Source organism: Streptomyces sp. NPDC058678 (assembly GCF_042714835.1).
Classification (GTDB): Bacteria; Actinomycetota; Actinomycetes; order Streptomycetales; family Streptomycetaceae; genus Streptomyces.
The window spans coordinates 87,103-101,583 of the sequence record NZ_JBHXSG010000040.1 but is presented as its reverse complement, the minus strand read 5'-3'; the positions used below and the strand labels follow the sequence as shown (position 1 = coordinate 101,583).

General features: G+C 70.1%; 9 protein-coding genes and 3 pseudogenes. 3 read left to right on the top strand and 9 right to left on the bottom strand.

Annotated elements, in window-relative coordinates; genetic code table 11:
• Both ACFWWR_RS31020 and ACFWWR_RS31015 read left to right on the top strand, forming a co-directional pair.
• A pseudogene (locus ACFWWR_RS31020) lies at window positions 1-94 on the top strand (carbohydrate ABC transporter permease); the annotation flags it as partial.
• 9 nt (window positions 95-103) lie between these two features.
• Entirely contained in the window at window positions 104-2,158 is a 2,055-nt protein-coding gene (locus tag ACFWWR_RS31015) for a beta-galactosidase (RefSeq protein WP_384306677.1), read from the top strand.
• 482 nt (window positions 2,159-2,640) lie between these two features.
• Here the strand turns inward: ACFWWR_RS31015 and ACFWWR_RS31010 are convergent, their stop codons facing one another.
• The 5 genes and pseudogenes from ACFWWR_RS31010 to ACFWWR_RS30990 form a co-directional block, all read right to left on the bottom strand.
• Window positions 2,641-3,534, bottom strand: a complete 894-nt coding sequence (locus tag ACFWWR_RS31010) for a S8 family serine peptidase (protein WP_384306675.1) — start codon at window positions 3,532-3,534, stop codon at window positions 2,641-2,643.
• Window positions 3,535-4,076: 542 nt separating this feature from the next.
• The gene (locus tag ACFWWR_RS31005) at window positions 4,077-5,033 is read right to left on the bottom strand and encodes a hypothetical protein (RefSeq protein ID WP_383869178.1); all 957 of its coding nucleotides are present in this window, start codon (window positions 5,031-5,033) and stop codon (window positions 4,077-4,079) included.
• Window positions 5,034-5,084: 51 nt separating this feature from the next.
• Window positions 5,085-5,441 (bottom strand): hypothetical protein, encoded by a 357-nt coding sequence (locus tag ACFWWR_RS31000; RefSeq protein ID WP_384306672.1) that lies wholly within the window; start codon window positions 5,439-5,441, stop codon window positions 5,085-5,087.
• Between the two features lie 298 nt (window positions 5,442-5,739).
• Window positions 5,740-6,085 (bottom strand): annotated as a pseudogene (locus ACFWWR_RS30995) (hypothetical protein); the annotation flags it as partial.
• 32 nt (window positions 6,086-6,117) lie between these two features.
• On the bottom strand, window positions 6,118-6,564 hold the full coding sequence (locus ACFWWR_RS30990) for an SRPBCC family protein (RefSeq protein ID WP_383869172.1): 447 nt from the start codon (window positions 6,562-6,564) through the stop codon (window positions 6,118-6,120).
• Window positions 6,565-6,887: 323 nt separating this feature from the next.
• Between ACFWWR_RS30990 and ACFWWR_RS30985 the strand changes: the two genes are divergently transcribed.
• Complete coding sequence (locus ACFWWR_RS30985) at window positions 6,888-7,889, top strand: aldo/keto reductase family protein (protein WP_383869169.1); 1,002 nt, start codon at window positions 6,888-6,890, stop codon at window positions 7,887-7,889.
• A 284-nt stretch (window positions 7,890-8,173) separates the two neighbouring features.
• Here ACFWWR_RS30985 and ACFWWR_RS30980 read toward each other — a convergent pair.
• From ACFWWR_RS30980 to ACFWWR_RS30965, 4 genes and pseudogenes are all read right to left on the bottom strand, one after another.
• Window positions 8,174-9,637: pseudogene (locus tag ACFWWR_RS30980) on the bottom strand (aminotransferase class I/II-fold pyridoxal phosphate-dependent enzyme).
• Window positions 9,638-9,784: 147 nt separating this feature from the next.
• Window positions 9,785-10,228, bottom strand: coding sequence for an SPW repeat protein (locus ACFWWR_RS30975; RefSeq protein WP_383869167.1), 444 nt, complete (start codon window positions 10,226-10,228; stop codon window positions 9,785-9,787).
• Between the two features lie 153 nt (window positions 10,229-10,381).
• Complete coding sequence (locus ACFWWR_RS30970) at window positions 10,382-12,634, bottom strand: S9 family peptidase (protein ID WP_384306670.1); 2,253 nt, start codon at window positions 12,632-12,634, stop codon at window positions 10,382-10,384.
• Window positions 12,607-14,391 carry an N-acetylglutaminylglutamine amidotransferase gene (locus tag ACFWWR_RS30965; RefSeq protein WP_383869161.1) on the bottom strand — a complete coding sequence of 595 codons (1,785 nt, stop codon included), beginning with the start codon at window positions 14,389-14,391 and terminating at the stop codon, window positions 12,607-12,609. Before ACFWWR_RS30965 ends, ACFWWR_RS30970 begins: the two co-directional genes overlap by 28 nt.
• Between the last annotated feature and the right edge of the window lie 90 nt (window positions 14,392-14,481).

Below are 14,481 nucleotides of genomic sequence, written 5' to 3'. Positions count from 1 at the left end.
CGCCCTGCTCACCGCGATCCCCACCCTGATCGTGTACTTCGTGCTCCAGCGCCAGTTCGTCAGCGGACTGACCCTGGGCGCCAACAAGGGCTGACAACCCGTCATGACACCAGTCCTCTCCTATCCCCCCGGAGCACCACCAGTGAGTACTGAACGCCGCCTCCGCCTGCCCGGCATCGCCTACGGCGGCGACTACAACCCCGAGCAGTGGCCCGAGGAGGTCTGGGCCGAGGACATGCGCCTGATGCGCGAGGCCGGCGTGACCATGGTCAGCGTCGGCATCTTCTCCTGGGCGCTGCTCGAACCAGCGGAAGGGGTCTTCGAGTTCTCCCGCATGGACCGGATTCTCGATCTGCTCCACCAGAACGGCATCGCCGCCGACCTCGCCACGCCCAGCGCGGCCCCGCCCGCCTGGTTCTTCAAGGCGTACCCGGAAGCCCTGCCGGTCGACCGTGACGGCCGTCGGCTGTGGCACGGCAGCCGACAGACCTTCTGCCCCAGCAGTCCGGCCTACCGCAGAGCGGCCCTGCGGATCGCAGAAGCCCTCGCCGAGCGCTACGCCGCCCACCCGGCCGTGGCCATGTGGCACATCCACAACGAGTACGGCTGCCACAACGCCGCCTGCTACTGCGACGCCGGCGCCGCCGCCTTCCGCACCTGGCTGCGCACGAAGTACGGCGACGACCTCGACGCCCTCAACCACGCCTGGGGCACCACCTTCTGGAGCCAGTGGTACTACGACTGGGACCAGATCCTGCCGCCCCGCGCGACCGGCGCCGTCCCCAACCCCACCCACCAACTGGACTGGCGCCGGTTCTGCTCCGACGAACTGCTCTCGCTGTGCACCGCCGAACGCGAGGTGCTGCGCCAGGCCGCCCCGGACATCCCCGCGACCACCAACTTCATGGTCCTGCGCACCTTCGACGCTCTGGACTACTGGCGCTGGTCACCCGAGTTGGACATCCTCTCCAACGACCACTACCTGATGTCCGACGACCCGGAAGCCGAGATCGACCTCGCCCTCAACGGCGACCTGATGCGGTCGCTCGCGGGCGGCCCGTGGTTTCTCATGGAGCACTCCACCGGTGCGGTCAACTGGCAGCCGGTCAACCGGGCCAAGCGGCCGGGAGAGATGCGGCGCAGCGCACTGGCACACGTCGCCCATGGCGCCGACGGCATCGCGTTCTTCCAGTGGCGTGCGGCGAAGGCAGGCGCCGAGCAGTGGCACTCCGCGATGCTGCCGCACGCCGGAACCGACAGCGCCATCTGGCGGGACGTCGTCCAGCTGGGTGCGGACCTGAAGGCACTGGCCGAGGTACGGGACTCCACCGGTGGGGCGCAGGTGGCGATCGTGTGGGACTGGGATGCCCGCTGGGCACTGGAACTGCCTTCCCAACCCAGCGGCGAACTGCGCTATCAGGACCTGGTGCGCGACTGGTACGCCCCCCTGTGGCGGGCGGGCGTCGCCGTCGACTTCGTACGTCCCGGCGACCCGGGCCTCGACCGTTACCAGCTCGTCCTCGTGCCGTCGCTGTACCTGGTGGCCGAGGCGGCCGCGGCGAACCTCGCCCGGTTCACCGAACGCGGGGGCACGCTGGCCGTCGGCTTCCACAGCGGCATGGTCGACGAGAACGGCCACGTGTTCCTGGGCGGCTACCCCGGCGCGTTCCGCGAGGTCCTCGGAGTGCTCACCGACGAGCTCTTCCCGCTGCTGCCCGGAGAGACGACCGGCCTGACGGGCGAAGTGCCTCCGGGCGCCACGGCCGACCTGTGGTCGGAACGGATTCGACTCGCGGGCGCGCGAGCTGTCGCCTCCTACGCCGACGGCCCGTTGGCAGGCCACCCTGCCGTCACCCGCCACCAGCACGGCAGTGGAACCGCGTGGTATCTGGCCACCCACCCCGACCAGGACACTCTCGCCGGTCTGCTCCAGCGCATCAGCCGGGAGGCAGACGTGGCACCGGAGCACCAGGCGCCCGCCGGGATCGAGGTCGTCCGGCGCCGCGGCACGGAGAGCGACTACCTGTTCCTCATCGACCATGCCGGTAAGGGAGCGGAGGTGCCCGCCGAGGGCGTCGAACTCCTGACCGGCACGCCGCTCACCGGGACGGTCACCGTCCCAGCCGGAGGAGTCGCCGTCGTCCGCGAACCGCACTGACCGGAGCACACGGTGCCCGGACGCCTGCCGGAGATTCGCTGCCGGAAGGGACCTCACCGAGCCGGATCGCCGCGGCTGCATGACGGTGCACAACGCCCGAGTAACACGCGACAGGGGCCACTCAGCAGTCTCGTTGTGGAAACCGCTCCGGGGCCGCATGGAGACTTGCTCGCCCGGAGCGGTTCGTCGTCGACCCCGAGGGGGTCCGCTTCAGCGCCCCAGCGGCTCGTACTCGAACCAGTCGAAGTGCGCGGCCCCGGCTGAAGCGAACGATGACCCTGCCGGTGAAAGCGCCTGCGACCTCCGTGGATACGTATTTGCTCGGTGTGCTCACCGGAGCCATCAAGGGCTGACAGGCGCCGGCGAAGCCCCCGACCGACCAGCATGGCGGCGAGGAGAAGCGGAGCGCTCAGTGCGTCTACCGCCCGTGGTGTTCCCGGTCCCGCAGGGACAGACGCGCGGGGCGAGCCCACTGCCGTGCCTCACCCGCCCTCCAGGCGCAGGGTTTTGTACGCGGCCCAGGCATCCAGCAGCGGTGGGGCCACCGAGCCACGCCGGCCTCGGCTGGCGGCGGCGGATTGTGTGACCGCGAAGCGCACCGTGGCGGGTCGTGCCGCCGGGAACTCCGAGAGGAGCAGCGCGATGGCGCCGGTGACGAAGGGGGCGGCCGCGCTGGTGCCGGTGATTGTGAGCGCCTTCCTGCCGACGCCGAGGCTCACGACGCCCTTACCCGGCGCACTGAGCCCCCGCCTGCCGATCGCCGCGCCCAGGTTGGACAGGCTCAGCGGCCACCCGTCGCTGTCGCAGGCGATCACCGGAATCGTCCAGGGATGCCGCGTGATGACCGAGGTGCCGAGCGTGCCTTGGTTGCCCGCGGCGACAACGACGATCACGCCGTGACTCGCGGCGTGATCCAGCGCCTCGTCCAGCACTCGGTGCCGGGTGCTGGACGGCTCCGCCTGCGCGAGGCTGAGGTTGAGCACCCGGGCACCCGCGTCCACGGTCTCGACGACGGCCGCCGCCAGCTCCTCGGCGCGCGCTCCGGAGAGGCATCCGTCCTCCGGGAAGCCACCGGAAGTGGCCGGGCGGGACGAGAAGACGGGGCGTGACAGTAGGGTGCAGTGCGGGCAGATGCCCGGCGCCGCGGACCCCCGTCGCGCGCTGAGAATTCCCGCGACGAAGGTCCCGTGAGCGCAGCAGCCGTCGTCCGCGTCGCATCCGCGCTGCGGCGCCGGAAGGAGTTCCCGTACGGGATGACCCCGCAGATCTGGGTGATCCCGGGACACCCTTCCGTCGATCAGCCCGACGGTGACCCCGGGCCGGCCGAGAGTCCGCTCCATCAAGGGCGTGAGCCCGACCAGAGCCAGCGGATTCATCGTCCTACCAGGGGTTGCCGCCGTAGCCCGGCGAACACATGTCGTCGAGGCATTGCGCAACACAGCGCTGCGGGTTGGAGGAACGCCTGCACTGCTGGCCGCACACCGGCCCGAGCTCTATCTCACAGAGACCTTGCGGGACGATCCGGTCCCCGTCCGGCCCGGCCCCCGGATGCGGCAGCCGACCGCTTCCCGCTGCCGTCGTCTCGTAGACCGCCGATTCGGCGGTAAATCCAGGAATCCTCATGATGATTCGCCTCTCCTTCGGCCCTAGCCCGGAATCAGGCCTTCGCATAGATCGACGCAGTCACTGACGCAGCGGTCCAGGCAGGCCGCCGGGTCGAGAGACGTGTGGCAGTCGTTGTACGCATCACACTCCACTCTGCATTCCATCCGGCAGTACGAATCCAACTGCGGAACCAACCGCTCGCCCCGCATCCGGGCCTCGCGCCGCCTGACCCAGTAACCGCTACGGCTGCGATATACCGCTGCGTCCGCGGCAAAGCCAGGAATTCTCATTCCCGCGCACCTCTAACTGCGTATCACCGGTCGTAGTACGGCGACCAGTTGGTCCTCGTGAAGGGGAACATCTCGGTGACATCGATCCGCACGAACGACTTCTCCGTCACATCCGTCTTGCGGCTGGTGTAGGAGAACACGATGTCCAGGATCTTCCGACTGCCACTGAGTCGGGAGGGGCAGACGTCCACGGCGCTCAGGCGGAAACCCTTCGCGTACTCCCTGACCGTCTCCCGATAGATCTTGTCGTTCCGGACGGCCGCGTAGTTCATGGCACGATGCTCGTCGGTGGTGCCTGAGTTGTCACCGATCTGCAGAAGCCTGTCTAGCAGTTTCCTCGACGCCGTTTCGAAGTCCTTGGCGGGTATCTCGTCGGGGCGTTTGACCGCCCTGATGAGCTCCACGCTGTCGAAGGAATAGATCTGCTCGAAGGTGACCACCGGAACGGTCAGGCCGTTGCACACCTCAGGAGGAGCGACAGGCCCGCGCATTCCGATGACCACGTCGAGGTCCGAGGGGCTGCTCACGGGTCGAATCGCCTCGATCAGCAGGTCGTAGCCCGCCGAGTCGCGAGGGCGCAGGACATAGGTCTCGACCCCCTGAATGGACAGCACGAAGCACAACTGCCTCACCAGGTAACGGTTGTCCGGATCCGACAGCACACGGTGCAGCGCCGCTTCGTCCGTCAGATCCGGCGACTCGGCCCGGCCGACGACCTGAGCGAACTCCTTCTCCACGCCCAGGCTGGGGAACCGCACCTGGATCTGCCCCAACGCGTAGACATAGCCCGGGCTTGTCCCCGTCTCCGCCCGAGCGGCCTCCAGCACCTGCGCATGCTGCGTGGCGGACAGCGGCGCCCCGGAGCAGGCGCAGGCGGCCTGCGTGAGCGAGGTGTCCTCGGCCGGCGCCGCCCCCCTGGGTTCGTCATCGCCTTCGTCCACGGACTGGCTTGTCAGCACGCCGGTCTGTTCGGGCTCCATGGGTGACTCCTCCCTCAAGCCTTCCTGAGTTGCTCGGTGAGCCGTCGTCAGCTACCAGCGGTCGCGTCGGTTCGAGAACGCCACCCACTGGTTCAGGGCGGCGGCCCGTCGCTCACAACCACCGCAGGGCCGAATACCCGCCGCGTACGTCACCCGCTTGACGACGTCGCCCAGCCCCACCTCTTCGTCACCGATCACGAACCCGGGGATCCTCATCCGGTGCGGCCGTCGCTCGTCGGCGGTTCCCTCCGCCTGTGCGTTCCCGTCGGACTTCTCGTGCTCGCTGCTCATCGCCATCACTTCCGGCATCAGAGTGAGAGCGGCCGACGGGGCGCAGGGGCCGACACGACCGCCGCGATGGGGGACCGAGGTGCCCGGCACGACCAGGGTCTCGCGGTGTCCACCCACTTCCCATGCTCCCCCCACCCTCCCCGACCCGCATCTCGGCCTCCGCGCCGCGTCGGCGACCTCGCGTCCCGGTTACCGCCGCCCATCAGCGAACGACCGTGCCTCGCGGCCGACTTGACGGCTGGTGACACCGGTGACCGGGCGGACCGTTCCGCGAAGCCGGTCGCATGCCCTGCGGCCACCTCTGCGGCCGCACCCGGTCCGCCGCCGGGGCCCCATGCAGCTCACCCGCGCCTAGCGGCCGCAGGCTCACGGGGCACGGCCGACTCCGACGCCCGGCACGGGTTTGCCACGGGCGGACCGAGCAGAACTCGTTCGTGCCCTGCCTGAAGCGGAACAGTGCCTGGCCGCAGTACACGTCTCGAACTCGCCCATCCCCAGGGCGCCCAGGACCGAGTCGGTCACGGCGAAGAACGCGCTGTTCATCGAGGGAAGCCACAGCAGCGCGAACACGAACAGCAGGCCGAAGGGCGCGAACGGCCGCACCTGGCGCCTGTGCCGTACGAACAGCCCGGGCTCGATCACGCCGTAGCGTCCGGGCCCGGCACCGGCAGGCCCTTCGCGCCGACCGAGATGACGCCGCTGTGCAGGCCGGTGCGAAGGTGCGCGTACTCGTGCAGGCACAGCGAGACGATCCACGCTGCCGGTCTGATGCGGCGGTACTTGACGACAGCGCCTAGGACGCCTCGACCGCCGCCTTGATCCGCTGCCCGAACGCGGGAGCATCCTTGCGTGCCGCAACCAGCGCGAAGCCCACCAGCAGCTTTCCGATGCCGTGGCCTTCCAGGACGTTGAAGATCCTCACCCTGGTCGTGGCCGGACCGGTCGCCTCCAGGTCATAGCCACCCTCGTCGGCCGTCACGAGGTTCTTCGAGACCTCTGTCCAGCGGATCCGGTGGGGACTCTCGAATGCGGTGATCCGGAACTCCCGGCCCGTCTTCATACCGGCGTCCTTGACCGTGCTCGTAAAGACCGTACCCACTGCCGTCGGCCCCTGCGGAGTCTTCGTGATCTTCTGGACCCTGGGGCTGAACTCGGGGTCGTTCGTGCCGTCCGCGAGGAAGGCGAAGACTTCTTCGACGGGGCGGTTGATCTCGGTCGTCGCCTCAAACTGACCGGCCACGGTTCCTCCTGTGCTGCGGTCGCTGGAGCTCCGGCTGAGTACACGCTGATGTGCCAGGCCCCATCAGACTATCGGCCGGATCCACGCGTGTCCGGAGAGGAGGGACGAGCCGCGGCGGCTGGTCGGCGGGGGACGCCGGCATCGCAGGGGCGGGCGTTGAGTTCGTGGCGGGGACGAAGCGGTCACACGATCGGTCGGAGCTGGGATGACAAGCCGCTCTCGCGCCCGGCCGGTCCCTCGGTGGATGATCTCCTTGAGCCGGTCGCATCATCGACCGGCTCAGGCGGGATCATGAGCACACCTACGCTACGAGGGGTTCAACGATGGAATACCGGCATCTCGGCAACAGCGGCATGATCATCAGTGAGATCGCCTACGGCAACTGGCTGACCCACGGCTCACAGGTCGAGGAGGAAGCCGCCCTCGCTTGTGTGCGAGCCGCTCTCGACGCAGGCATCACGACGTTCGACACCGCTGACGTCTATGCCGAGACACGCGCCGAGTCGGTGCTCGGGCGGGCGCTGAAGGGCGAGCGTCGCGAGGGGATCGAGATCTTCACCAAGGTGTACTGGCCCACCGGCCCCGGGAAGAACGACCGCGGGCTGTCGCGCAAGCACATCATGGAGTCGATCGACAACTCCCTGCGCAGGCTTGAGACCTCCTACGTGGACCTCTACCAGGCGCACCGGTTCGACCGGTTCACGCCCCTGGAGGAGACCATGGAGGCGTTCGCCGACGTGGTCCACTCCGGTAAGGCCCTGTACATCGGCGTCTCCGAGTGGACGGCCGATCAGATACGGCGGGCGCACGCCCTGGCGCGGGAGCTGCGGATCCCGCTGGTGTCGAGTCAGCCCCAGTACTCGATGCTGTGGCGGGTGATCGAGGGTGAGGTCGTGCCGACCAGCGAGGAGCTGGGCATCGGGCAGATCGTGTGGTCGCCGATCGCCCAGGGTGTGCTGACCGGCAAGTACCTTCCCGGGCAGCAGCCGCCGACCGGGTCGCGGGCGACGGACGACAAGGGCTCGGCGATGATCAGCCGCTTCCTGCGGGACGAGGTGCTCGATGCGGTGCAGCGGCTGAAGCCGCTGGCCGACGAGGCCGGCCTGACCCTGGCTCAGCTGGCGGTCGCGTGGGTGCTGCAGAACAGCAACGTGTCCGCAGCGATCGTCGGCGCCTCCCGGCCCGAGCAGGTGGCGGAGAACGCGAAGGCGGCCGGTGTGACGCTGGAGGCGGACCTGATGGCGCGCATCGACGAGATCGTGCTGCCGGTGGCGGTGACGGATCCGCATCTCGTGCATCAGAGCGTTCCGGCGCAGCGTCCCTGAACCGGCTTCAGCTCGGCGGGCTTTGGGGCGCGGATCCCGGTGTGTAGCCCCTGTCCGCGATTCAAGTCATGGAGCGGGCCGGAGGCTTCGGAGGGGTATCAGCGCTCTCCCGTTCAGGGCGGACCCGTCGGTGGTCCGGCGCGGGTCTTGTCGAAGCTTCGGCCCGCGCCGGGCCCTGAGCACATGGACGGCCCGCTCCGCTGTCGGCTCCGTGGTTCTCTCGTGAGCGCTGTGTCGTCACGGGCCGCGTCTCCTGCCCACCGCGGCATCCGCCCGGCCTGCCCTCAGCGCCGCGCGGCCACCCGCAGTGTCCTGACCGAGGGGTCGGCCGCGTCCGGGATCAGGACGCCGTGTTCGACGCCGCTGCGCAGGTAGTCGAGGATCTCGTCGGTGATCACTTCTCCGGGCGCGATCACCGGCACGCCCGGCGGGTACGGGCTGATCATCTCCGCGGCGATCCGTCCCGCGGCGCGTTCCGCGGGCACGTGGTCCACCTCGGCGAAGAACGCCTCGCGAGGCAGCATGGCCTGCTCCAGCTCCAGCGCCGAGGGCTCCGGCAGGTGGACCGGCGGTTGGTGTTCGATGGAGTCGGCGCCGTCGACGAGGGCGCGCAGGGCGTCCAGCAGGATCTTCTCGGTCTCGTCGTCGTCGGCATGCGTGATCGAGGCGCTGATACGGCAGGTGTCGGAGCCGCCGACGTCCACGTGCCGGTGGGCCCGCAGCCACTCGGCCGCCTGCATGCCGCTGACGCCCAGGTCCCGCACGTCCACCACGATCTTCAGGGGGCCGAAGGAGTCGGCGAGCCCCTCCTCGACGACCTCCTTTCCCATGGGCCGCAGCCCGGGCAGCTCACCGGCCGCGAGCCTGATCCGCTCCGCGCGATGCAGCGCCGCGTCCAGGAGTTCGCGCCCGTGCTCGACCATCTGACGGCGCCAGCCGTCGAGGGTCGCGTACACCAGGGTCGAGGCGCTGGTCGTCCCGAGGAGGTCCTCCCTTGCTTGAGAGCCTCGGGCGACACCCGGTCGTACTGGAGGTGGAAGACGGAGCTCTGCTCGATGGCACTGCCCATCTTGTGGACACTGGTGACCACCAGGTCGGCCTCGGCGTCCATGCCCCAGGCCGGCAGGTCGGGGTGGAACGGCAGGTGGGCGCCCCCACGCCTCGTCGACGATGAGAGGGACGTCGAACTCGTGGCACACCCGCGCCACGCCTTTGGCGTCCGCGCACGTGCCCCAGTCGGTCGGTGTGATCAGCAGCATGCCCTTGGCGTCCGGGTGCTCCACAAGGCGGCGCCGTACGTCGTCGGGCTCCGGTGGGTGGGCGAGGTGCCGCTCCCGGTCGAACTTCGGGCGGACCCAGATCGGCTCGACCCCGTTGACGACGACGGCCGCCACCACGGACTTGTGCGCGTTGCGCGACAACAAGCAGCTTCTCACCGGGGCCGGCCACGGCAAGCATGGCGGTCTTCACCGACAGGGAGCTGCCGCACGTGGAGAAGAACGCCTGCTCGGCGCCGGCCGCATCGGCCATGAGTGCCTGGGCCTGGCTGAGCACACCCTGGGACTGGCGGCGGTCGTCGAGCCCGTTGAGGGACAGCACGTCCGGGCGGACACGTCGGACCCGACGATCTCCAGCATCCGCGGGTCCACGCCGCGGCCCTGCTTGTGCCCCGGCGGACCGTAGGCCACGTCTCCTCGACGCCGGAACTCCTGCAACGCCTCCAGCACCGGCACCCGCGAATGATCCATCGTTCCTCCCGAGTAGGTCTCCCTGCGGTCGAAGTTCGGCCGGCTGTAAGCCCGTACGTGGGCCGGACGCCCTCTGCCCGGACCGGAGCGGGCCGGTCCGGGCTTCGGAGGGAGGCGGCAGACGAGGCGATACGACTCGGCCTCGGTCTATGTGGCGGACCCACGTCCGGCCCGCGACGGCCTCCTCTCGCCGGCGACGGCGCTGGCGGCCAGACCCAGCAGGAGGCCGATGACACCGACGATGACGTTGTTCCAGACGGTCCTGGTGGTGCTGACGTCACCAGAGACGGCCCACGGCGCGATGATGGTCCACGCACCCAGTGCGCAGGCGGCCCACGCCATGCTGTGCGTTCGCTCGTAGGCGCGGCCGAAACCTCCGCTCATCAACAGTGCATAGGCGATGCCGACGACGAGATTGTTGACCGCCAGCGCGGACAGGTTGCTGAAGCCCGCGATCCACGGGGAGGCCGCCAGGTACACGCCGGTGAGGAACGCCATGGCCTCGATGGCCTGTGCCCTGGGTGTACTGGTGGCGCGCTCCGCCATCTCATGACGGTTGCGCATGTCGACGATGTCGGGATGGGTCTCCATCGACGACCTTGACGAGGTTGCCACTCCCATCACCTCCTGGAAGCTCCGGCCGGTATGCGGCGATATGTGGAGACCCACGAGTACCCCCCTCGCCCGGCGATCGAACCATCCTCTGTACGGCCGAGAGGTTCGGACGTGAGTACTGCCGAGGGGTCAGACGTGGAGGTACCGCTCCATCCAGTCCGCCGCGGCCCGGCGGAACAGTCGCCGGTTGTCCGCGCGCAGGAAGTCGTGGCCCTCGTCACGCAGGGTGAGGACCTCGGCGGGTACGCCGCGTTCTCGCGCGGCCCGTACGAACTGCTCCGACTCCCCCGGTGGCACGTTGGTGTCGTGTTCGCCGTGGATGGCGAGCAGCGGCACCCGCAGGGCGTCGATGCGGCTCATCGGGGACAGGGCGTGCAACAGCTCGCGGTCGCGCTCGGGGTGGCCGTACTTGTGCGCCGCCGACTCCGCGAGCCAGGGCTCCGTACCGGCGAAGAAGGTCAGCAGGTCGGACATGCCGCAGACGGCGACTCCGGTGCGGAACAGATCCGGGTGCCACACGAGGGAGGCGAAGGTCAGATAGCCGCCGTACGAACGCCCCATGACCGCCAGCCGTGTCGGGTCGGCGGGACCCGCCGTCACCGCGTGGGCCGCGCAGTCGGCGACGTCGTCCAGGGCGGCGAAGCGACCGGCGCCGAGGTCGGCGTCGACGAACGACCTGCCGTGCCCGGAGGAGCCGCGGACATCGGGGGCGAAGACGTCGAGTCCACGCCCGATCAGTTCGTGGTAGAGCGGGTTGAACACCGGGCGTTCCTGTTCCTCGGGACCGCCGTGCAGGTGGATCACGCAGGGCGCCGGCTCGCCCGGAGCGCGCCCCGGCGCCCTGTAGTACCAGCCGCTCAGGGGCAGTCCGTCCCGTGCCGTGAGGCGCAGGGGGACGGGGCGCACGGGCGGGCGGCCCGGCGGGACGGCGTCCTCGTCACGGGAGGACCACGGGGTGCGTAGCGGGGAGGCGCCGTCGTGGGCCCAGACGCCCGGCCGGCGCTGGGACCCGGACAGCGCGAGCACCAGTCGGCCGGGACCGGCTGCCGTGATCCGTGTGACGACCTCGTGGGGCAGTGCAATCGGCGCGGCCGCCCCGGTGCGGTCCGGGGCCTGTCGCGTCGGGAAGGTCTCGACGGATTCGAGTCGGCTCGCGCCCAGCACGTTCCACACCAGCGCGGCGGTACGGCCGTCCTGGGCGAAGGCCAGCAGTTCGAGGTCGCTGCCCTCACGTTCCGCCACGACCGACCTGCCGCGCGGTTCACCGTCGGCGTCGAGAGCGACGGCGAACAGTGCCGCGTACTCGCGGTCCGCGTTGCTGCGCAGCCACAGTGTCCGGGCGTCGGGAGAGAACCGGCCGATCCACGGATCACCGTCGGCGACAGGAACGGTGCAGGTCGTCGCCGCGTCGGCCGTACGCCGGAGAACCGCCTCCCGACGTCCGCGCGGTCCTCGGCGCAACAGGACGAGCGCGCCGTCACGGCTGAGGTCGCACACGCGCAAGGTGGCGGCGTGCGTCTCCGTGGCGAGCAGAACGGGCGACGCCAGGCCGTCGGGATCGATCAGGTAGGCCGACAGGCCGCCACCGGACCGGACCGCCGGTGCCGCGACGGCCGTCAGGTCGATCGGCGTCACGTCCGGCCCGGTCCCCGGACCCACGTCGTACGTGGCCGCTCCGAGGAGAGTGGCACGGCCGTCGCGCTCGGCCCAGTCGGCCGGCAGGCGGGTGCCGTCGGGGTGGCTGTCGGCCGGGACGGGCTGTGCGAGCTGTCCCGTACCGTCGCCGTACGTGCGGGCGGGCGGTGCGGCGACGGTGACGGCGACGGCCGAGCCGTCGTGCGCCCAGCGGCCCAGGTAGGCGGAGCTGGCCGGGTCGGCCCCGGCCAGAATGCGGCGGCCGGTGCCGTCCGGCCGCACGCACAGCACCCGCGTGTGCTCGCCACCGCCTGGTGCGGTGGTGTACGCGATCCAGTGGCCGTCCGGTGACCAGGACACCTCTTTGACGGGATCCGGGGAGGAGTCGAGCAGGCGCACCTCGTCACCGTCGACGGGCCCGGCCCACAGCTGGGGGACGCCGCCCCGGTCGCAGATGAAGGCCACCTGGGTGCCGTCAGTGTTGGCGGAGGGATACCAGCAGCCGTGCGCGTGCAGCCGGGTCACGGCATCCCGCGGGCCTCCCGCCTCGGGCAAGGGCACCGGAGCCGGGGCGGCGGCGGCAGAACCGTGCACGTCCGCCGATCGGGAGTCCGGCGACTGCGCGGCCGCCGGAGCCACGGAGGGCGCCCGGGGGTGAGCGGCGACGGACGGCCGGGCGGGCGCCGCCCCGTGCGAGGCCCCGGTGCTCAGCTCGTCGGTCACTTGATCCCGTGCGTCTGCAGCCATATCTCCAACAAAGCTACCTGCCACAGGGCGTTGGCTCCGCGCTTGGTCCGGTGCTCGTCGGGTGCCGCGAGCAGGTCGGCCACGTACGACTCCTGGAAGACACCGCGCCGTTTCGCCTCGGGTGCCTCCAGCGCCTCGCGCACCCGGTGCAGGACGGGGCCCGCCATGTGCTTGATGGCCGGGACCGGGAAGTAACCCTTGGGGCGGTCGACGACCTCTCGGGGCAGGACCTTGCGGCCCCCTTCCTTCAGCACTCCCTTGCCGCCGTCGGCCAGTTTGAGTTCCGGCGGGCAGGCCGCGGCCAGCTCCACCAGTTCGTGGTCGAGGAACGGCACTCGGGCCTCCAGGCCCCAGGCCATGGTCATGTTGTCGACCCGCTTCACGGGGTCGTCCACGAGCATGACGTGCGTGTCCAGGCGCAGGGCCGCGTCCAGGGCGGTCTGCGCCCCGGGCGCCGCCATGTGCTGCCTGACGAAGCCGCCCGAGACATCGTCACAGGGCAGCAGGTGTGGCTGCAGGATCCGGGTGAGGTCGGCATGCGGCCGGTCGAAGTACGTCTCGGCGTAGCGGTCCGGTTCCTCCTCACGGGCGACCGCGGCCAGCTGCGGATACCAGTGGTAGCCGGCGAACACCTCGTCGGCACCCTGACCGCTCTGGACCACCTTCACGTCCTTGGACACCTGCTCGGACAGCAGGTAGAAGGCGACCACGTCGTGGCTGATCATCGGCTCGCTCATCGCCGCGACCGCCCCGTCCAGAGCCGTGGACACCCGGTCGGAGGGGACCATCAGCCGCCGGTGGTCGGTGTCGAACTCACGGGCCACCAGATCCGAGTAACGGAACTCGTCACCCTCCTCGCCGCCCTCCGCCTCGAATCCGACACTGAACGTCATCAGGTCGCGCTGACCCTCCTCGACCAGCAGCGCGACGATCAGACTGGAGTCCAGGCCGCCGGAGAGCAGGACTCCCACCTGCACGTCGGAGACCATCCGTCGGCGTACGGCGGTGCGCAGTGCCTCCAGCACCGCGTCACGCCATTCGTCCGGGCCCATGCCGGCGTACTCCGCCCGGCGCGTGTACGACGGCTGCCAGTAGCGGTGGTCGCGGTGGGTGCCGTCCGGCTCGATGACGCGCACGGTGGCCGGGGGGAGCTTGCGCACACCGTTGATGACGGTGTGCGGCGCCGCCACGGTGGCGTGCCAGCTCAGGTACTGGTGGACGGCCACCGGATCGAGTGAGGTGTCCACGTCCCCGGCTGCTAGGAGGGCCGGCAGCGAGGAGGCGAACCTGAGCCGGCCGGGTGCCTGTGCCAGATACAGGGGCTTGATGCCGAGCCGGTCACGGCCCAGCACCACGCGGCCGGTGCGGTGCTCGACGAGGGCGAAGGCGAACATGCCGTAGAAGTGCTCGACACAGGCGGTCCCCCACTGCTGGTAGGCCTTCACCACGACCTCGGTGTCGGACGTCGACATGAAGCGGTGGCCGAGTCCGCGGAGCTCTTCACGCAGCTCCTGGTAGTTGTACACGCAGCCGTTGAAGACGCCGGTGAGTTCGCCCGAGGCGTCGGTCATCGGCTGTGCTCCGTGGTCCGACAGGTCGATGATCTTCAGTCGTCGGTGTCCCAGCGCCACCGCGCCCCGCGTCCAGATGCCCTCGCCGTCGGGTCCCCTCGCGGCCAGCCGGTCGCTCATGCGCTCGACGGCCGCGAGGTCGGGCCGTCGGCCGTCGAAGCGGATCTCCCCGCTCAAACCGCACATGACTGGCCGCCTCCCTTCCGTGCGTCATTGGCCGCGTGCCGGTACGGGAGTGTCAAGTCGCGCCTGCCGGTCACGACCCGGACGGTGCTG